Origin of the sequence: Sphingopyxis sp. TUF1 (genome assembly GCF_036687315.1) — a bacterium.
Taxonomy (GTDB): Bacteria; Pseudomonadota; Alphaproteobacteria; order Sphingomonadales; family Sphingomonadaceae; genus Sphingopyxis; species Sphingopyxis kveilinensis.
Window position 1 is genome coordinate 2,875,001 of sequence record NZ_CP144683.1, and the last position, 18,889, is coordinate 2,893,889.

The 18,889-nt window shown below is 63.4% G+C and carries 15 protein-coding genes and 1 pseudogene; 9 read left to right on the top strand and 7 right to left on the bottom strand.

The genetic code is table 11. The annotated features are described in order from the left end of the window. Positions 1-133: 133 nt before the first annotated feature. Genes VSX77_RS13545 through VSX77_RS13555 form a run of 3 tightly spaced genes read left to right on the top strand, consistent with a single transcriptional unit; the run spans position 134 to position 2,027 of the window. A complete protein-coding gene (locus tag VSX77_RS13545) occupies positions 134-691 on the top strand; it encodes a hypothetical protein (protein ID WP_338425134.1) in 558 nt (185 codons plus the stop codon). Continuing rightward, positions 675-1,391, top strand: a complete 717-nt coding sequence (locus tag VSX77_RS13550; RefSeq protein ID WP_338425135.1) for a hypothetical protein — start codon at positions 675-677, stop codon at positions 1,389-1,391. Before VSX77_RS13545 ends, VSX77_RS13550 begins: the two co-directional genes overlap by 17 nt. A 33-nt stretch (positions 1,392-1,424) precedes the next feature. Further along, positions 1,425-2,027, top strand: coding sequence for an HD domain-containing protein (locus tag VSX77_RS13555; protein WP_338425136.1), 603 nt, complete (start codon positions 1,425-1,427; stop codon positions 2,025-2,027). Positions 2,028-2,144: 117 nt separating this feature from the next. Here the strand turns inward: VSX77_RS13555 and VSX77_RS13560 are convergent, their stop codons facing one another. Beyond that, positions 2,145-2,948, bottom strand: a complete 804-nt coding sequence (locus tag VSX77_RS13560) for an enoyl-CoA hydratase-related protein (RefSeq protein WP_338425137.1) — start codon at positions 2,946-2,948, stop codon at positions 2,145-2,147. A gap of 294 nt (positions 2,949-3,242) precedes the next feature. Between VSX77_RS13560 and rpoB the strand changes: the two genes are divergently transcribed. Together rpoB and rpoC are read left to right on the top strand one after the other, a co-directional pair. Continuing rightward, complete coding sequence (rpoB, locus tag VSX77_RS13565) at positions 3,243-7,418, top strand: DNA-directed RNA polymerase subunit beta (RefSeq protein WP_338425138.1); 4,176 nt, start codon at positions 3,243-3,245, stop codon at positions 7,416-7,418. Positions 7,419-7,472: 54 nt separating this feature from the next. Further along, a complete protein-coding gene (gene rpoC, locus VSX77_RS13570) occupies positions 7,473-11,756 on the top strand; it encodes a DNA-directed RNA polymerase subunit beta' (RefSeq protein WP_338425139.1) in 4,284 nt (1,427 codons plus the stop codon). A gap of 81 nt (positions 11,757-11,837) precedes the next feature. Here the strand turns inward: rpoC and VSX77_RS13575 are convergent, their stop codons facing one another. From VSX77_RS13575 to VSX77_RS13585, 3 genes are read right to left on the bottom strand one after another with little or no spacing between them, the layout of a single operon-like run. Then, positions 11,838-12,329, bottom strand: coding sequence for a hypothetical protein (locus VSX77_RS13575; protein WP_338425140.1), 492 nt, complete (start codon positions 12,327-12,329; stop codon positions 11,838-11,840). A 12-nt stretch (positions 12,330-12,341) separates the two neighbouring features. Next, on the bottom strand, positions 12,342-13,118 hold the full coding sequence (locus VSX77_RS13580) for an SDR family NAD(P)-dependent oxidoreductase (protein ID WP_338425141.1): 777 nt from the start codon (positions 13,116-13,118) through the stop codon (positions 12,342-12,344). 56 nt (positions 13,119-13,174) lie between these two features. After that, on the bottom strand, positions 13,175-14,002 hold the full coding sequence (locus VSX77_RS13585) for an alpha/beta fold hydrolase (RefSeq protein WP_338425142.1): 828 nt from the start codon (positions 14,000-14,002) through the stop codon (positions 13,175-13,177). Between the two features lie 127 nt (positions 14,003-14,129). Here VSX77_RS13585 and VSX77_RS13590 point away from each other — a divergent pair, with 127 nt between their 5' ends. The 3 genes and pseudogenes from VSX77_RS13590 to VSX77_RS13600 all read left to right on the top strand — a co-directional run bounded on the left by VSX77_RS13590 (position 14,130) and on the right by VSX77_RS13600 (position 17,056). Beyond that, a complete protein-coding gene (locus tag VSX77_RS13590; RefSeq protein WP_338425143.1) occupies positions 14,130-15,143 on the top strand; it encodes a GlxA family transcriptional regulator in 1,014 nt (337 codons plus the stop codon). Between the two features lie 158 nt (positions 15,144-15,301). Further along, positions 15,302-15,652, top strand: a pseudogene (locus VSX77_RS13595) (YciI family protein); the annotation flags it as partial. Between the two features lie 138 nt (positions 15,653-15,790). Continuing rightward, positions 15,791-17,056 carry an RNA polymerase sigma factor gene (locus VSX77_RS13600; RefSeq protein WP_338425144.1) on the top strand — a complete coding sequence of 422 codons (1,266 nt, stop codon included), beginning with the start codon at positions 15,791-15,793 and terminating at the stop codon, positions 17,054-17,056. A 9-nt stretch (positions 17,057-17,065) separates the two neighbouring features. Here VSX77_RS13600 and VSX77_RS13605 read toward each other — a convergent pair whose 3' ends face one another. The 3 genes from VSX77_RS13605 to VSX77_RS13615 form a co-directional block, all read right to left on the bottom strand. Beyond that, the gene (locus VSX77_RS13605; protein WP_338425145.1) at positions 17,066-17,269 is read right to left on the bottom strand and encodes a hypothetical protein; all 204 of its coding nucleotides are present in this window, start codon (positions 17,267-17,269) and stop codon (positions 17,066-17,068) included. Between the two features lie 32 nt (positions 17,270-17,301). Then, positions 17,302-17,454, bottom strand: a complete 153-nt coding sequence (locus VSX77_RS13610) for a hypothetical protein (RefSeq protein ID WP_338425146.1) — start codon at positions 17,452-17,454, stop codon at positions 17,302-17,304. 137 nt (positions 17,455-17,591) lie between these two features. Beyond that, positions 17,592-17,798, bottom strand: coding sequence for a cold-shock protein (locus VSX77_RS13615; RefSeq protein WP_338425147.1), 207 nt, complete (start codon positions 17,796-17,798; stop codon positions 17,592-17,594). Positions 17,799-18,233: 435 nt separating this feature from the next. On the opposite strand from VSX77_RS13615, the gene VSX77_RS13620 reads away from it, so the two are divergent. Then, on the top strand, positions 18,234-18,863 hold the full coding sequence (locus VSX77_RS13620; protein WP_338425148.1) for a methyl-accepting chemotaxis protein: 630 nt from the start codon (positions 18,234-18,236) through the stop codon (positions 18,861-18,863). Positions 18,864-18,889 lie beyond the last annotated feature (26 nt).

The following is an 18,889-nucleotide window of genomic DNA, read 5'->3' on the forward strand; positions in this document are numbered from 1 at the left end:
TAATCGACCTTAATTCAACCTGTCTGGATGAGATTAGTTGCACGGTTGATGAAAATCACAGCGAGTGGCATGGTTCGCCGATAAAGGGATCGCGCAACTGCCCGGTTTCGGGCGCGGAACAGGTATAGAGATCATGCATAAATTCCTGGCGACCCCGGCCGTTCTGGCAACCTGCCTGCTCGCGATCGCGCCCGCCCACGCCCAGTTCGGCGGCCTTCTGCGCAAGGTGACGACGCCCGCGCCGACTCCCAGCGAGGAGGGTAACGGCGGCTGCCCGAAGGGCAAGAAGGGGAGCAGTATCGGCCGCAACATCCTGGGCAATGTCATCAACGATGCCGTCGGCGACGCCGCGAGCAAGGCGGGCGTTTACAGCTATGTGCCGATTTCGGAGGTCAGCGGCACGCTGACCGACGCCATCGCCTGCCGCCTCGATCCCGCCGAGCAGGTTCAGGCCGCCGCCGCGACGGAAGAAGTCACCCGCGGCGAGGAGGTCGGGGCGACCGCGAACTGGACGAGCGAGACACGCGCGAATGTCAGCGGGTCGTCGACCGTGGCCGCCAAGAATGAACTGGCCGACGGCACGCAATGCATGAACATCACTGACATCATCATTGTCGAAGGCGAGGAAACGCGCGTGTCGAAGCGCATGTGCAAGGGGCCGGGCCAGGCGCGCTATGTCCTTGCGGCATAAATTCGTTCGTATTGCCGCGCTTGCGGGCGTCGCCGCCTGCCTGACCGGAGCGGCAAAACCGGCGATCGATCCTGCGAATCCGACCTGTCCGCTGAACCCCGACTGGTCGGCGAACTCCACGATGAAACTGACGCCGGTGGTAAAAAACGGCGCAAAGGTTCTGCTGGCCGAGGGGCGGATCGATACCGGGCTGCCTGACAGGCTCAAGGCCGCACTCGCCGCCAATCCCGACGTCGGCGAAATATGGCTGCGGTCGCCGGGCGGCGATGCGCGCGCCGGCAATGCGGCAGGGCGCGTCATCCGTTCCAATTTCGGGCTCACGACGCGAATCCCGGCGGGCTGGGCGTGCTTCAGTGCGTGCAATTTCGTCTTCATGGGCGGCCAGCCGCGGATCGTCGACCCGGGCGGGCTCTTCATCGTCCATATGTTTACGCGCACCGGCGATCGCCAGTCGATCGACATGAGCGTCGCGATGGGCACCGACGCGACGCGCGAGTTGATCGGCGACATCGAACAGGATGCGGCGTTGCTTGCCAGCGAGGACAATGATTTCCTGATCCGCATGGGCGTGTCGCGCAAGCTGTTGACCGAAGTGATGTACCGGCAAAAGGCGATCGAAAATGCCGAGGACAAATCGACGCGGCGCTGCCTGACGCAGGACGAAGTCAAGGCCTATAACGTTGCAAATAACAACGGATAGGATAGACTGGCGTCAAAATCAGGAGAGGCTGCCATGACCGAGATGACGCATGATCATGCGAGCTTCCGTTCGATGATCGACGGAACGCAGGAAGACTGGGACATCATCGCGCGCGAGCAAAAGCTGTTCGCGCCGCAGAATGGCAAGCGCATCCTCGACCATCTGAAGCTGCTCGGCGGCGATTATGGAGGATTTCCGGTCGACCGGCTCGAACATTGCCTGCAGACGGCTACCAGAGCGCACAGGGATGGCCGCGACGAGGAATATGTCGTGATGGCGCTGCTTCACGACATCGGCGACACGCTCGGCGCATTCAATCACCCCGACGTCGCGGCGGCGATCCTGAAGCCGTTTCTGTCCGAGGAAAATCTGTGGATCGTCCAGCACCACGGCATTTTTCAGGGCCATTATTTCTTTCATTACATTGGCCTGGACCGCGACATGCGCGAGCAGTTCAAGGATCATCCCTATTATGCCGCGTGCGCCGAATTCTGCGAAAAATATGACGCGCCGGCATTCGACCCCGATTACGACAGCGAGCCGCTGGAGTTTTTCGAGCCGATGGTGATGCGGATCTGCTCCTATCCGAAATCCAGCATTTACAAGAAGGTGATGGTGGAGGAAGCAGCGGAGTAGGCAAAAGGCATTAAGTCACACGCCGTTCGCATCGAGCGAAGTCGAGATGCCCCTCGGCTTTGCGCTTGCCTTCGGGGTGTCTCGACTTCGCTCGACACGAACGGAATTTGAGGGTGACTATTTCCCCTTGAACTCGGTCTTGCGCTTCTGCTGGAACGCCATGATGCCTTCCATCGCGTCGGCGGAGTTGCCGGCGATGAACTGGCCCATGGCTTCGGCGTCGAGGGTGTTCGAGAAATCCTGCGACAGCCCTTCGCGCAGTATCTTGCGCATCGTGCCCAGCGCGATCGTCGGGCCGTTCGCAAGATGCGTTGCGAGTGACCTGGCCTCGGTCATCAGCTCGGCATCGTCGACGCATTTATAGATCATGCCCCAGTCGGCGGCCTGATCGGCGCTGATCTTTTCGCCGAGCATCATCATCTGCAACGCGCGCGGCACACCGATCAAGCGTGGCAGCAGCCACGACGAACCGCCGTCGGGGACAAGGCCGATGTTGACGAAGGCCTGAAGGAAATAGGCGCTTTTGCCCGCGATGGTGAAATCGCCCGACAGCGCGAAACTGCATCCCACCCCCGCCGCCGGGCCGTTGACTGCGACGACGACGGGGATGTCGAGGTTGGCGAGCGCGAGCAGCATCGGGTTGTAATGCCCGCGAAGCGCATTGCGGCTCCGCGCGCCGCCGCCGACCGCGCCGCCCGACCGGTCGCCCGCCAGATCGGCGCCCGAACAAAAGCCGCGGCCTTCGCCCGTGATGAGCAGTGCGCGCGCGCCGAGGGCGGGCAGGTGATCGAGCGCGGCGCGGATCTCGTCGGCCATCTCCGGCGGCATCGAATTGAGCCGATCGGGGCGGTTGAGCGTGATCGTCGCGACGGCATCGGCGCAGTCGAGCTTGATCGTGTCGAAAGCGGGCAGGTCGGTCATGGGGAAATATCCTCTCGCTGGGGCTTTACCTTTACGTTCACGTAAAGTTGTGCCGCATTTGCAGGATCAGTGCAAGGGGGCGCGGCGTTGACTTGCCGCGCGCCAAATCCTATATGGCTTTCAACCCCCATCGTCCGAGATAGAGCCTGACTTTGCGCGGCAGGCTGTACGGATAGGGCGGCGGGGATTTCGAGATGCGTCAAGAAGCTGCGGTAAACCGGCAACGGTTGCCTGCGGCCTTTTTGCGTCTCTATCGCGTCCGCGAGTTATTTTATCAAGGCGAGACAATCACTTATGGCGACCAAGGCGAAGTCGGTGGGCCAGGCCCTCGAAGCAACCGCGACCAAGCGAATCCGCAAGCTGTTCGGCAATATCCACGAAGCGGTGGAAATGCCCAACCTCATCGAGGTGCAGCGCGAATCCTATGAGCAGTTCCTGCGTTCGGATCCGTCGATCGGTTATGTTTCGGGTCTTGAAAAGACGCTGCGCAGCGTGTTTCCGATCCGCGATTTCGCCGGCACCGCCGAGCTCGACTTCGTTCACTACGAACTCGAAGCGCCGAAATATGACGTCGAAGAATGCCGTCAGCGCGGCATCACCTATGCGGCGCCGATGAAGGTCACGCTGCGCCTGATCGTCTTTGAAGTCGACAGCGAAACCGACACCCGCTCGGTCCTCGATATCAAGGAGCAGGACGTTTACATGGGCGACATGCCGCTCATGACCGAGAACGGCACCTTCTTCGTCAACGGCACCGAGCGCGTTATCGTGTCGCAGATGCACCGTTCGCCGGGTGTGCTCTTCGACCATGACCGCGGCAAGACCCACTCGTCGGGCAAGTTCCTGTTCGCCGCGCGCGTGATCCCCTATCGCGGCTCGTGGCTCGATTTCGAATTCGACGCCAAGGACATCGTCAACGTCCGCATCGATCGCAAGCGCAAGCTGCCGGTCACCAGCCTGCTGTACGCGCTGGGCATGACGGGCGAGGAGATCCTCAACCATTTCTATGACCGCCTGGTGTTCGAGCGTGCCGAAAATGGCTGGAAAGTCCCGTTCGTCGTCGAAAACTGGCGCGGGTCGAAGCCCGCGTTCGACGTGGTCGACGCCAAGACCGGCGAAGTCGTCTTTGCCGCGGGTCACAAGATCAGCCCGCGCCTTGCCAACAAGGCGGCGAAGGACGGTCTCGACACGCTGCTGATCCCGACCGAGGAAATCTTCGGCCGTTACTCGGCCTATGACCTCATCAACGAGTCGACCGGCGAGATCTACATCGAAGCGGGCGACGAAGTGTCGGCCGAGAATCTCGAAAAGCTCGACGCGGCGGGCATCGACAAGCTGGTCCTGCTCGACATCGACCACAACAACACCGGTCCCTGGATCCGCAACACGCTGAAGGCCGACAAGGCCGAGGATCGCGACCAGGCGCTGAGCGACATCTACCGCGTCATGCGCCCCGGCGAGCCGCCGACGCGCGAAACCGCCGAAGCCTTGTTCGGCGGCCTGTTCTTCGACCCCGAGCGGTACGACCTGTCGGCGGTCGGCCGCGTCAAGCTCAACATGCGCCTGGGCCTTGATGCCGAGGACACGGTCACCACGCTGCGCAGCGAGGACATCCTCGCCGTCGTCAAGGAACTGGTAAACCTGAAGGACGGCAAGGGCGAAATCGACGACATCGACAACCTTGGCAACCGCCGCGTCCGTTCGGTCGGCGAATTGCTTGAAAACCAGTATCGCGTCGGCCTGCTCCGCATGGAGCGCGCCGTGAAGGAGCGCATGAGCTCGGTCGATGTGTCGACGGTGATGCCGAACGACCTGATCAACGCGAAGCCTGCGGTCGCCGCGGTGCGCGAATTCTTCGGCTCGTCGCAGCTCTCGCAGTTCATGGACCAGACCAACCCGCTGTCCGAAGTGACGCACAAGCGTCGCGTTTCGGCGCTCGGGCCCGGCGGTCTGACCCGCGAACGCGCTGGCTTCGAAGTGCGCGACGTCCACCCGACGCACTATGGCCGTATCTGTCCGATCGAAACGCCCGAAGGCCCGAATATCGGTCTGATCAACAGCCTCGCCACCTTCGCGCGCGTGAACAAATATGGCTTTATCGAAACGCCGTATCGCAAGATCGTCGACGGCAAGGTGACCAACGAAGTCGTCTACCTTTCGGCGATGGAAGAGCAGAAGCACACCGTTGCGCAGGCGAACGCCGACCTCAACCCCGACGGCAGCTTCATCGACGAGCTGATCTCGGCGCGCGAAGCGGGCGAGTTCCTGATGGCGCCCCGTGAGCAGATCACGCTGATGGACGTGTCGCCGAAGCAGCTGGTTTCGGTTGCGGCATCGCTGATCCCGTTCCTGGAAAACGATGACGCAAACCGCGCGCTGATGGGTTCGAACATGCAGCGTCAGGCGGTTCCGTTGCTGCGGGCCGAAGCGCCTGTGGTCGGCACCGGCATGGAAGAGACGGTTGCCCGCGATTCGGGCGCGGCCATCGCCGCGCGCCGCGGCGGCGTGATCGACCAGGTCGATGCGACGCGTATCGTTATTCGTGCGACCGACATGGTTGAACCCGGCAAGTCGGGCGTCGACATCTATCGCCTGCAGAAGTTCCAGCGGTCGAACCAGAACACCTGCATCAACCAGCGTCCGCTGGTGAAGGTGGGCGATGTGGTCCGCGCCGGCGACATCATCGCCGACGGTCCGTCGACCGAACTTGGCGAACTGGCACTCGGCAAGAATGTGCTCGTCGCGTTCATGCCGTGGAACGGCTATAACTATGAGGACTCGATCCTCATCAGCGAACGCATCGTGAAGGACGACGTCTTCACCTCGATCCACATCGAGGAATTTGAAGTCACCGCGCGCGACACGCGCCTTGGCCCCGAAGACATCACGCGCGACATCCCGAACGTCGGCGAGGAAGCGCTGCGCAACCTCGACGAAGCGGGCATCGTCTATATCGGCGCCGAAGTCGGCCCGGGCGACATTCTGGCCGGCAAGATCACCCCCAAGGGTGAATCGCCGATGACGCCGGAAGAAAAGCTGCTGCGCGCGATCTTCGGCGAAAAGGCCAGCGACGTGCGCGACACCTCGCTCCGCCTGCCACCCGGCGTGTCGGGCACCGTCGTCGAGGTCCGCGTGTTCAACCGCCACGGTATCGACAAGGACGAGCGCGCGATCGCGATCGAACGCGAGGAGATCGAGCGGCTGAAGCAGGACGCCGACGACGAGCGCGCGATCCTCAACCGCGCGACCTTCTCCAGCCTGAAAGACCTGCTGATCGGTCAGACGACCAGCGCGGTGCCGAAGGGCCTGAAGAAGGGCGACGTCGTCACCGAAGAGATGCTGGTCGAACTCGACCGCGCCGACTGGTGGAAGCTCGCGGTGGTCGAGGACAATGCCCAGACGGCGTTGGAAGCGATCAAGGCGCAGTATGACGACGCGATCAAGCGGATCAACGCGAAGTATGAAGACCGCGTCGAAAAGCTGCAGCGCGGCGACGAACTGGCGCCGGGCGTGCTCAAGATGGTCAAGGTCTTCGTCGCAGTGAAGCGCAAGCTGCAGCCGGGCGACAAGATGGCCGGCCGTCACGGCAACAAGGGCGTCATCAGCCGTATCCTGCCGAACGAGGACATGCCGTTCCTCGAAGACGGGACGCCGGTCGACATCGTGCTCAACCCGCTGGGCGTGCCATCGCGCATGAACGTCGGACAGATCCTGGAAACGCACCTTGGCTGGGCTTCGCGCGGCCTGGGGCGGCAGGTCACGCAGGCGCTGGAGGATTGGCGCGACGCCAACCCCGACGCGACCGGCGGACAGATGCCCGAAGCGGTCAGGGAACAGCTCGAGCATGTCTATGGCGCCGAATATCTGGACGACATCCGCGCGCGCGATGCCGAAAGCATCGTCGAGCTGGCGTCGAACCTGAAGGTCGGCGTGCCGTTCGCCACGCCGGTGTTCGACGGCGCGAAGGAAGCCGATGTGTCGAACATGCTGGCGCTGGCGGGGCTCGATGAATCGGGCCAGTCGGACCTGTATGACGGCCGCACCGGCGACAAGTTCGACCGCAAGGTGACCGTGGGCTACATCTATATGCTGAAGCTCCATCACCTTGTTGACGACAAGATCCACGCGCGTTCGATCGGGCCGTACTCGCTTGTTACCCAGCAGCCGCTGGGCGGTAAGGCGCAGTTCGGCGGCCAGCGCTTCGGTGAAATGGAGGTCTGGGCGCTCCAGGCCTATGGCGCAGCGTACACGCTCCAGGAAATGCTGACGGTGAAGTCCGACGACGTGATCGGCCGCACCAAGGTTTACGAAGCGATCGTCAAGGGCGACGACACTTTCGAGGCCGGCATTCCCGAAAGCTTCAACGTGCTCGTCAAGGAAATGCGCTCGCTGGGCCTCAACGTCGAGCTTTCGTCCTATGCGGACGAAGATGACGAAGGTCCGGAAGCCCTTCCCGAAGCCGCCGAATAAGATTTTTCCTCACCCCTCCCGCCGCCGCGCGGGAGGGGAAGATGGAGCAGATATATGAACCAGCTTACCAACTTCATGAACCCGGTCGCGAAGCCCGAAACCTTCGACATGATCAAGATCGGCATCGCGAGCCCGGAACGCATCCGCTCGTGGTCGTTCGGCGAGATCAAGAAGCCCGAAACGATCAACTATCGCACGTTCAAGCCCGAGCGTGACGGCCTGTTCTGCGCGCGCATCTTCGGTCCGATCAAGGATTATGAATGCCTGTGCGGCAAGTACAAGCGCATGAAATACAAGGGCATCGTCTGCGAGAAATGCGGTGTCGAAGTCACGGTGACCAAGGTCCGCCGCGAGCGCATGGGCCATATCGAGCTCGCCGCGCCCGTCGCACACATCTGGTTCCTGAAGTCGCTGCCCTCGCGCATCGGCCTGCTGCTCGACATGCAGCTGAAGCAGCTCGAGCGCGTGCTGTATTTCGAAGCCTATATCGTCCTTGAGCCGGGCCTGACCCCGCTCGAGAAGTTCCAGTTGCTGACCGAAGACGAACTGCTCGACGCGCAGGACGAATATGGCGAAGACGCCTTCTCGGCCGGCATCGGCGCCGAGGCGATCCGCGTTCTGCTCGAAAATCTCGATCTGGAGCAGGAACGCGTCGACCTGATGGAAGAGCTTGCGACCACCAAGTCGGAGCTCAAGCCCAAGAAGATCATCAAGCGCCTGAAGGTCGTCGAGAGCTTCATCGATTCGGGCAACCGTCCCGAGTGGATGATCCTGGAAGTCGTCCCCGTGATCCCGCCCGAACTGCGCCCGCTGGTGCCGCTCGACGGCGGCCGCTTCGCGACCTCGGATCTCAACGACCTCTATCGCCGCGTGATCAACCGCAACAATCGTCTGAAAAGGCTGATGGAACTGCGCGCGCCGGACATCATCGTCCGCAACGAAAAGCGCATGTTGCAGGAAGCGGTCGACGCGCTGTTCGATAACGGCCGCCGCGGCCGCACGATCACCGGCGCCAACAAGCGTCCGCTGAAGTCGCTGTCCGACATGCTGAAGGGCAAGCAGGGCCGCTTCCGTCAGAACCTGCTCGGCAAGCGCGTCGACTATTCGGGTCGTTCGGTCATCGTGACCGGCCCTGAACTCAAGCTGCACCAGTGCGGCCTGCCGAAGAAGATGGCGCTCGAGCTGTTCAAGCCATTCATCTATGCGCGCCTCGACGCCAAGGGTCTGTCGATGACCCTGAAGCAGGCGAAGAAGTGGGTCGAAAAGGAACGCAAGGAAGTCTGGGACATCCTCGACGAAGTCATTCGCGAGCACCCGGTCCTGCTGAACCGCGCGCCGACGCTCCACCGCCTGGGCATTCAGGCGTTCGAGCCCGTGCTGATCGAAGGCAAGGCGATCCAGCTGCACCCGCTGGTCTGCGCCGCGTTCAACGCCGACTTCGACGGTGACCAGATGGCGGTTCACGTGCCGCTGTCGCTGGAAGCGCAGCTCGAAGCGCGCGTGCTGATGATGTCGACCAACAACATCCTCAGCCCCGCGAACGGCAAGCCGATTATCGTGCCGTCGCAGGACATGGTGCTTGGTCTCTATTATCTGTCGCTGGAGCGCGAAGGCGAGCCGGGCGAAGGCATGTTGCTCGCCGACATGGCCGAAGTCCATCAGGCGCTGCACATCGGGGCGGTCACGCTGCACTCGAAGGTCATCAGCCGCGTCCCGCAGACCGACGAGCAGGGCAATGAGTATCTGAAGCGGTTCGAAACCACGCCGGGCCGTATGCTGATCGGCGAATGCCTGCCGAAGTCGCACACGGTGCCCTTCGACGTTGTCAACCGCCTTCTGACCAAGAAGGAAATCGGCGACGTGATCGACCAGGTCTATCGCCACACCGGCCAGAAGGAGACGGTGCTGTTCGCCGACGCCATCATGGCGCTGGGCTTCCGCAACGCGTTCAAGGCGGGCATCTCGTTCGGCAAGGATGACATGATCATTCCGGCCTCGAAGGAAGGGATGGTCGACGAAACCCGCGCGCTGGTGAAGGATTTCGAGCAGCAGTATCAGGACGGCCTGATCACGCAGCAGGAAAAGTACAACAAGGCGATCGATGCCTGGTCGCAGTGCGGTGACAAGGTCGCGAACGCGATGATGGACGAAATCCGCGCAACGCCGAAGCTGCCCGACGGCCGTCTGGCTCCGATCAACTCCATCTATATGATGGCGCATTCGGGTGCCCGTGGCAGCCAAGCGCAGATGAAGCAGCTCGCGGGTATGCGCGGTCTGATGGCCAAGCCGTCGGGCGAGATCATCGAAACGCCGATCATCTCGAACTTCAAGGAAGGCCTGACCGTTCTCGAGTATTTCAACTCGACGCACGGTGCGCGCAAGGGCCTTGCTGATACGGCGCTCAAGACGGCGAACTCGGGGTATCTGACCCGCCGTCTGGTCGACGTGTCGCAGGATTGCGTCGTGATCGAGGAAGATTGCGGCACGACCCGCGGCATGGAAATGCGCGCGATCATCCAGGGCGGTTCGACGATCGCCTCGCTGGGCGAGCGCATCCTTGGCCGCACGACGCTCGAAGATGTCGTCGACAAGGACGGCAATGTCATCGCGCCTGTGGGCACGCTGCTCGACGAGCCGACGACGCAGCGGATCGAGGACGCCGAAGTCCAGTCGGTCAAGATCCGGTCGCCGCTGGTCTGCGAAGCGACGCTGGGTGTCTGCGGCAAATGCTATGGCCGCGACCTTGCACGCGGTACGCCGGTGAACATTGGTGAAGCTGTCGGCGTTATCGCCGCGCAGTCGATCGGTGAACCCGGCACGCAGCTGACGATGCGGACCTTCCACATCGGTGGTGCGGCGCAGGTCAACGAGCAGTCGAACGCCGAAGCGATTTCGGACGGCACGATCGAATATCGCGATATGGCGACGATCGTCGACCAGCGCGGCCGCCGTCTGGCGCTGTCGCGTTCGGGCGAAATCGCGATCATCGACAGCGAAGGCCGCGAACGCGCTTCACACAAGCTGCCCTATGGTGCGCAGATCATGCACAAGGACGGTGAGAAGGTGAAGAAGGGCGACCGGATTGCCGAATGGGATCCGTTCACCATGCCGCTCATCACCGAAAAGCAGGGCGTCGTGAAATATCAGGACTTGCTGGATGGCAAGACGCTGGTCGAACAGGTCGACGAAGCGACGGGCATCGCCCAGCGCGTCGTGATCGAATATCGTTCGGCGGGCCGCGCCAAGAAGGAAGACCTGCAGCCGCGCCTGACCTTGCTCGACGATCAGTCGGGCGAAGCCGCGCGCTATCTGCTCGCGGTGGGCACGATGCTGTCGGTCGAGGACGGTCAGACGGTGCAGGCGGGCGACGTGCTGGCGCGCGTCAGCCGCGAAGCGTCGAAGACGCGCGACATCACCGGCGGTCTGCCGCGTGTTGCCGAGCTGTTCGAAGCGCGCATTCCGAAGGACAACAGCGTTATCGCGAAGATCAGCGGCCGCATTGAATTCGTCAAGGATTACAAGGCGAAGCGCAAGATCGCGATCGTTCCGGAAGAAGGCGATCCGATCGAATATCTGATCCCCAAGTCGAAGGTGCTGGAAGTGCAGGAAGGCGACATGGTCAAGCGCGGCGATGCGCTGATTTCGGGCTCGCCGAACCCGCACGACATTCTCGATGTCATGGGCGTCGAGGCGCTGGCCGAATATCTGGTCGCGGAAATCCAGGAAGTCTATCGACTCCAGGGCGTGAAGATCAACGACAAGCACATCGAGGTGATCGTTCGCCAGATGCTGCAGAAGGTCGAGATCACCGACGGCGGCGACACCACGCTGCTGCCGGGCGAGCAGCTCGATTATCTGGAGATGATGGAATATAACGCCAAGCTGCCGAAGAATGGCAAGCCGGCCGAAGGCCGTCCGGTCCTCCTCGGCATCACCAAGGCGAGCCTGCAAACGCGCAGCTTCGTTTCGGCAGCGTCCTTCCAGGAAACGACCCGCGTCCTCACCGAAGCGTCGGTGCAGGGCAAGATCGACTCGCTGCAGGGCCTCAAGGAAAATGTCATCGTCGGCCGCCTCATCCCGGCGGGTACCGGCGCGGCCATGAACCGTGTTCGCGTCACCGCCTCGTCGAAGGATGCCGCGCTGCGCGCCGCGATGCGCGCCGCGAACCAGGAGCATCTGATCGCTCCGGCGACCGCTGCCGAGGAACATGCGGCCGAACTGGCGCAGGGCCCCGAAGCGGCTATCGGCGACGATCCGCTGGGCAAGGTGCAGGGCGAAGACTTCACGACCGACGATGTGATGGTCGAGGAACGTCCCGAAGGCGACAGCGAGGCCTGATCGCCTCGCGGCCGTGGGCCACAGAAAAGCCCCGCCGGAGCGATCCGGCGGGGCTTTTTCTTTGGCGTGGGTGCTGAGCGGTCAGATCGCGACGCGGCGGCTCGATCGGAGCGCGATATAGCCGAACGCGATGGCGGCCAGCAGCAGCGCGGCCTGCGCCGCTACGAACGGCGGTTCGGTGCCGTTGGGCGCGAGCGCATTGAGCGCCGGGACCTTCAGGAACGATTGAACCACCAACACGAACAGGTTGAGATAGAGCGCGGCGGTGGCGCTGATCGCGTAGACCGCCGCCGCACGGCCGACGAGCTTGCGGCCGTAATAAGCCGCGAAGCTGGCGACGAGGATCAGCGTCGAGAGGATGCCCACGCCGAGTGCCGGAGTAAAAGCGACGATGGGAAAGAGGAAGCCGGTCAGGCTGGTCAGCAGCGTCGCCCACAGGAAGATGTCGGTGGTCCGGCGGAACAGGCGCCCGCGCGCGAAGGCGGGGAGGGCGATCAGCCCCGCGACGATGCCGATCAGGCTGATCGCGACATGGAGCGCGGTGAACTGCGCAATGGTGAGGCCGAGGATCATCGCACGCCTCCTTCAAAGATAACGCGGCGCGGGCTGCGCCAGCGAGAGGTTGGGACGGAGCGCCGCGCGAGCCGCGATATAAGCGTCATAATCGTCCATGTCGGGGAGCGCGGGGATGGTGACGACTTCGCCCGCGTCGAAACCGGCGAGCGCCGCATCGACCATGTCGTCCACGTCCATCACGATTCCGGCAGGAAGACCCGCCAGTTGCTCCTCGGTCCAGATCGGGGTGCGGGTCGCCCCCGGCAGCACCGCCTGGATCCGCACGCCTTTGGCGCCGAGTTCGGCTTGCAAGGCTTCGCTGAACGCCAGCACATAGGCCTTGCTGGCCGGATAGGCGGCGGTGAAGCCATCGGGGATCAGGGCGGTTACCGAGCTGATGTTGATGATCGCCCCGCTGCCCTTCGCAGCAAGCCGGGGCGCTATGGCTGCGGCGAGCCGCGTCACGGTCAGGATGTTGAGGTTGATCAGCGCGGTCAGCTGCGCGGGGTCGGCTTCGACGAAGCTGGTCTCCCCGGCAATCCCCGCGTTGTTGATCAGGCCGGTGATCGCATCATCGGTCCGCAGGCGGGTTTCGACGCGCGAGAGGTCGTCGGCGTTGGAGAGGTCGGCGGCGATGACGTCGACGGATACGCCGGTCTCGCCGCGCAGCCGGTGGGCCAGCTCGGCAAGCTTGTCGGCACGGCGGGCGACGAGGATCAGATTATGGCCGCGGCGCGCAAGGCGATTGGCATAGACGGCGCCGATGCCGTCCGACGCGCCGGTGATGAGGAAGGTTTGCTGGGTCATGATGCGTCTCCTTGATGCAGGAGGGGCGCGATCCGGCTGGACCGCGCCCCATCGTATCAGCTGTTGATGAAATCCAGAAGGTCGGCGTTGAACCGGTCCTGATGGGTGACGGTCAGGCCATGGTCGGCGCCTTCGTAGATTTTGAGCACCGCCTGCTTGACGATCTTCACCGTGGCGCGGGCCGAGGCATCGACGGGCACGATCTGATCGTCGTCGCCGTGAAGGACGAGCGTCGGCTTGTCGAACTTCTTCAGATCCTCGTTGAAGTCGCTTTCCGAAAAGGCGCGGATGCTGTCGAGCTGGCCCTTGAGCCCGCCCATCATGCCCTGCCGCACAAATTCGTCGCGGACCGCTTCGCTGACCACCGCGCCGTCGCGGTTATAGCCGTAGAAGGGAATCGTCAGATCCTTGAAGAATTGCGGGCGGTTATCGAAGGTGGCCTTGCGGATGCCGTCGAAAACGTCGAGCGGCAGGCCGCCGGGATTGGCTTCGGTCTTGAGCATCAGCGGTGGAACCGCGCCGATCAGCGCGATCCTGGCGACGCGGCCCGTGCCATGCCGGCCGATGTAACGGGTGACCTCGCCGCCGCCGGTCGAGTGGCCGACGAGGATGACGTCTCTCAGGTCGAGCTGTTCGATCAGTTCGGCGAGGTCGTCGGCGTATCGATCCATATTATTGTTGTCCCACACCTGATCCGAACGGCCGTGGCTGCGGCGGTCGTGGGCGATGGTGCGGAAACCCTGATTGGCGAAGAACACCATCTGGGCGTCCCAGGCGTCGGCGCTGAGCGGCCAGCCGTGCGAGAAGATGATCGGCTGCCCATCCCGCGGACCCCAGTCCTTGAAGAAGATGTTGGTGCCGTCCTTGGTCGTGATGCTGGTCATGTCGTAGTTCCTTTCAGTCTGGAGGGGCGGCGTGTCCGTCCCGATGCGATGGAAATAGGACGGACCGCGCTTGCGCGGGATTGGCGGACACGACATTATCCGGGCTGATTCCGACAAAGGAGCCGATATGCCCAAGCTGACGCTGCCCGACGCGGCCATTGTGCCGATGATCGAGGTCGGATTGATGATCTATCCCGACTGCCAGATGGGGATGATCCACGGCATCACCGATCTTTTCGACGTCGCGGGCCGCTTTGCCGTCGAGCATGGGCGGCGTCCGGTGCGCGTCAGCCACTGGCGATTGCAGGAGGCGGGGGGCTTTGCGCGGTGCCGCGACAGCCATCCTGACGAAGCGGCCGACAATTCGCCGGCGGTGCTAATCGTGCCGGGCAGCCTGCACAAGCTGCTCGAGCCGGGCGAGGTCGAGCCCTATGCGCACTGGCTGCTCGACCGGCACGCGCACGGCGCGGTGCTTGCGTCGAACTGCGGTGGCGCCTTTGCCCTCGCCGCGACGGGGTTGCTCGCGGGGCGCCCAGCGACGACGCACTGGTTTTTTGCCGAGGAGTTCCGGCGCCGCTTTCCTGATGTGCGGATGGAGGCCGACCGGATGGTCGTCGATGACGGCGACATCGTCACCGCGGGCGGGCTGATGGCGTGGACCGACCTGGGTCTGCGTATCGTCGAGCGCCTGCTCGGCCCGACGGTGATGATCGAAACAGCGCGCTTCCTGCTGATCGATCCGTCGGGACGCGAGCAGAAAAATTACGCGAGCTTCGCACCGGCGATGACCCACGGCGACGAACCGATCCTGAAGGTCCAGCATTGGTTGCAGGCGCGCGGCGCCGGTCCCGTCGCGGTCGCCGAGATGGCGGGCGAGGCAGGGATGGAGGAGCGGACCTTTCAGCGGCGCTTCAAGGCGGCGACGGGCATGACCCCGGTCGAATATGTCCAGCATCTGCGCGTCGGCAAGGCGCGCGAGCTGCTGGAGTTTACGCGGCGCACGGTCGATCAGATTGCGTGGAGCGTGGGGTATGAGGATGCCGCGGCGTTCCGCAAGCTGTTCCACCGCCTGATCGGCTTGTCACCGCATGAATATCGCCAGCGCTTTTCGACGCCGGGATCGCTGATCAAGGCCGCATGATAGGCAGCGGCGATCCCGCAGGTCGCGGCAGCGCCTATGGTCGGCGATACCGTCAGTTGCGCGCCGAATATTTTTTTGCCCATTTGTCGATTCTGGCCGGGTTCGTTCGTCGTCAGCATAGGAGGCCGCTGTTGGCCCCGCCAATGAGGAGAAGATCAATGCGCGTGATGGTATTCGTCAAGGCGACCGAGGACAGCGAAAAGGGCTTGGGTCCGGTCGAAGAAATGCAGGAAATGTTCGATGCGATGGGCAAGTTCAACGAGGAACTGGTCAACGCCGGCGTGATGGTCGCGGGCGACGGGCTGAAGCCGTCGTCGCACGGCAAGCGGATCCACTTCGACGGCGCCAGCCGCACGGTGATCGACGGTCCGTTTGCGGAGGCACGTGAACTGGTCGCGGGTTATTGGATCTGGGAAGTCAAGGACATGGACGAGGCGGTTGCCTGGGCCAAGCGTTGCCCCAATCCGATGCCGGGGCCGAGCGATCTGGAAATCCGTCCCTTCTATGAAATGGAGGATTTCAGCGAGGTGCTTACCCCCGAAGCCACCGAGCGATATGAGCGGATCACCGAGAAGATGGCGGGCGAATAAGGCCGCCGTTTCGTTGCCATGCTTGCCTCGCCGGCGCATTTCGCGGACAAGGCGGGCATGGCAGCGGACGACACCCATCGGGCAATCGAGGCGGTCTATCGGATCGAACGCGCCAGGCTGATTGCCGGACTGGCGCGCATCGTTCGCGATGTCGATCGTGCCGAGGAGCTGGCACAGGATGCTTTGCTCGTCGCGCTGACCGAATGGCCCAAAAGCGGCGTGCCGGCCAATCCCGGCGCCTGGCTCATGGCGGCAGCAAAGCGACGTGCGATCGACGGTATCCGGCACACGACGATGCAAGGCCGCAAGCACGCCGAAATTGCCCGCGAACTTGACGAGGAGCAGGGCATGAGCGCGGAGGCCATGGAGGTGGCGCTGGACGATCCGCTGGGCGACGAACTGCTCGGATTGATCTTTGCCGCGTGCCACCCGGTGATCGGCGCCGAAGGGCGCGCCGCGCTGACGCTGCGGCTGGTCGGCGGGCTGACGGTCGAAGAAATTGCCCGGGCCTTTCTGTCGAACGAAGCGGCGATTGCGGCACGGATCACCCGGGCCAAGAAGGCGATCGCCAGGGCAGGATTGGCGTTCGAGGTGCCGCGGGGCGCCGAGCTGGCAGCGCGGCTGCCCTCGGTGCTGGAGGTCGTCTATCTGATCTTCAACGAAGGTTATGCCGCAACCGCCGGGCCGTCGCTGGTGCGGCCGCCGCTGTGCGCCGAGGCGCAGCGGCTGGGGCGCATCCTGGCCGGGCTGATGCCCGAGCAGCCCGAAGTGCTCGGCCTGCTGGCGCTGATGGAGATTCAGGCGTCGCGGCTGGCGGCGCGCGCCGGGCCGGACGGCAGGTTCGTGCCGCTGACCGAGCAGAACCGGGCGCGCTGGGACCAGTTGCTGATCCACCGCGGGCTGAAAGCACTGGCGCAGGCGGAGGCGCTGGGCGGCGCCGACGGACCCTATGCGTTGCAGGCGGCGCTCGCGGCGTGCCATGCCCGGGCGCGGCGCGCCGAGGACACCGACTGGCGGCGCATCGCCGCGCTTTACGACCGGCTGGGGCAGGTGATGCCGTCGCCGGTGGTCGAACTCAACCGCGCGGTCGCGCACGGCATGGCGTTCGGCCCCGAAGCGGGACTGGCGCTGGTCGATGCGATCGCCGACGAAGCGGCGCTGCGCAACTATGTCCCGCTGCCCGCGGCACGCGGAGACTTCCTGCTGCGCGCCGGGCGCAAGGCCGAAGCCAAGGGCGCATTCGAAGCGGCTGCCGCCTTGTCGGCCAACGATCGCGAACGCGACTGGCTGCTCGCCCGCGCCGCCTCCTGCGGCGCCGACTAGGCCGTCAGGTCACCGGGCCGCCTGGGCCGCCTGCGCCGCGAGGCGGTCCTTTTCGGCGCGCAATTGTTCGGTGTGAAGCAGCTTGTCGGCCATCGCCTGCCACGCCGCAGCGGCGCGCAAATTGCGTTCGCGCACCTGCGCCAGCGCCGAGGCGTCGGCATCGGCGGTGCATTTTTCGGCTTGGGCGAGGTAGAATTCGGTGGTGGCCGACACGGGCTGCGCTCCTGAAAAAAAGGGGGTTCGGATCAGTCGACCATATCGGCGATCAGGCGCCGGAGTTCGCGCCGCGACAGCGTCGGGCGGCGGCGGCGCGGCGACTTCGCCGTTAGCGCCGTTCCAGCCAGCGACAGCGCGGGCAGCGCGGGGAAAATCGAATGGCCGTTCTTATGTGTAATCATCATTTTTATCTTTATCTTTGAAATTAAAAGAAATTGCTTGAGTTGAAGGTTGAGAGAGCGCCCCGGACGGGCGCGGCGAATGCGCCGCGGCAGACGGGTGCAGCAAAGCCGCATCCGCCCGCCGCGGAGGATCAGGATCAGGCCTGCTGGAGGTTGATCGCCGAAACCTTGCCGTTGCGGCCGGTTTCGAGGTCGTAGGAGACGCGCTGCTCCTTGTTCAGCGTCGTCATGCCCGCGGCCTGAACCGCGGTGATGTGGACGAAGCTGTCGCCCGAGCCGTCTTCATTTTCGATGAAGCCGTAGCCCTTGTCATTGTTGAAGAATTTTACGGTGCCGATGGCCATGAGAGTGTTTCCTTTCACGAAAACGGGAAATCCCCCGGCAAAAGCACCGGCGGAGCTGGTAGCATGTGAAGGGAAAAGTCTGCCCAGAAGGCCGTCAAATTCCGTCGCAGGCGACGTTAGCGAGACCCATATGGAGGATTTCTCCCGAAAAGTCAAGGTGCGGCCAAAAATTGCGGCGGGTGGATGCGGAATCGTCGTGGCGATTTTTTCTGTGCACGCGGCGACGAAATAAATGTGGGCGCCGAGAATTATTTGGCGCGAATGCAGCGATAAATACCGATTATTTATAGGATCGAGTGGACTTTGCACCGAACGGCGCGGGTGATGGCGGCGAAAGCAAGCCATCCTGCTGCTCCCACACCGTCCCCGGCGTCCTGTTAGGCACTTTTTTACCACGATTGCGCAAAGGATGATCGCTGGACCAAGGGACTTTTGATGCACAATCATTCTAGCAGCGCTGCGGCGTGGGACGCGATATGCCGGTCGCAGGCGGTGATAGAATTCGATCCGCACGGGCATGTCTTGTGGGCAAATCCGCTTTTTCTCGATACCATGGGTTACCGGCTCGACGAGATCGCCGGACGCCACCATCGCATATTTTGCGACCCCGCCGATGCCGCTTCGCCCGATTATGCGCAATTCTGGCGCAAGCTGGGCGCCGGGGCGTTCGATAGCGGGCAATATCGCCGCATCGCCCGCGACGGACGCGATGTGTGGTTGCAGGCCACCTATAATCCGGTGGTCGGCGACGATGGCCAGATGATCAAGATCTTCAAACTGGCCAGCGATATCACGCATCAGATCGAACTGGAGCGCGCGGTCAAACAGCAGCTTTGCGAAAGCGAGCGGCTGCACGGCGAACTGGGTATCATCGTCGAATCGATCCGCGACATCGCGGCGCAGACGAACCTGCTTGCGCTCAACGCCGCGATCGAGGCGGCCCGCGCGGGCGAGACGGGGCGGGGCTTTGCCGTGGTCGCCAACGAGGTCAAGAAACTCGCCACCGACACGCGCAACGCGACCTTGCGCGCTGCCGCCATGATCGAGCACCAGCGCGCAGCATAGGGTCAGCATCCAAGGATCCTGACCCC

Coding starts and splice junctions, on each gene's coding strand:
- VSX77_RS13545 (WP_338425134.1), top strand. CDS start 134: ATGCATAAATTCCTGGCGACCCCGGCCGTTCTGGCAACCTGCCTGCTC.
- VSX77_RS13550 (WP_338425135.1), top strand. CDS start 675: ATGTCCTTGCGGCATAAATTCGTTCGTATTGCCGCGCTTGCGGGCGTC.
- VSX77_RS13555 (WP_338425136.1), top strand. CDS start 1,425: ATGACCGAGATGACGCATGATCATGCGAGCTTCCGTTCGATGATCGAC.
- VSX77_RS13560 (WP_338425137.1), bottom strand. CDS start 2,948: ATGACCGACCTGCCCGCTTTCGACACGATCAAGCTCGACTGCGCCGAT.
- rpoB (WP_338425138.1), top strand. CDS start 3,243: ATGGCGACCAAGGCGAAGTCGGTGGGCCAGGCCCTCGAAGCAACCGCG.
- rpoC (WP_338425139.1), top strand. CDS start 7,473: ATGAACCAGCTTACCAACTTCATGAACCCGGTCGCGAAGCCCGAAACC.
- VSX77_RS13575 (WP_338425140.1), bottom strand. CDS start 12,329: ATGATCCTCGGCCTCACCATTGCGCAGTTCACCGCGCTCCATGTCGCG.
- VSX77_RS13580 (WP_338425141.1), bottom strand. CDS start 13,118: ATGACCCAGCAAACCTTCCTCATCACCGGCGCGTCGGACGGCATCGGC.
- VSX77_RS13585 (WP_338425142.1), bottom strand. CDS start 14,002: ATGACCAGCATCACGACCAAGGACGGCACCAACATCTTCTTCAAGGAC.
- VSX77_RS13590 (WP_338425143.1), top strand. CDS start 14,130: ATGCCCAAGCTGACGCTGCCCGACGCGGCCATTGTGCCGATGATCGAG.
- VSX77_RS13600 (WP_338425144.1), top strand. CDS start 15,791: ATGGCAGCGGACGACACCCATCGGGCAATCGAGGCGGTCTATCGGATC.
- VSX77_RS13610 (WP_338425146.1), bottom strand. CDS start 17,454: ATGATTACACATAAGAACGGCCATTCGATTTTCCCCGCGCTGCCCGCG.
- VSX77_RS13615 (WP_338425147.1), bottom strand. CDS start 17,798: ATGGCCATCGGCACCGTAAAATTCTTCAACAATGACAAGGGCTACGGC.
- VSX77_RS13620 (WP_338425148.1), top strand. CDS start 18,234: ATGCACAATCATTCTAGCAGCGCTGCGGCGTGGGACGCGATATGCCGG.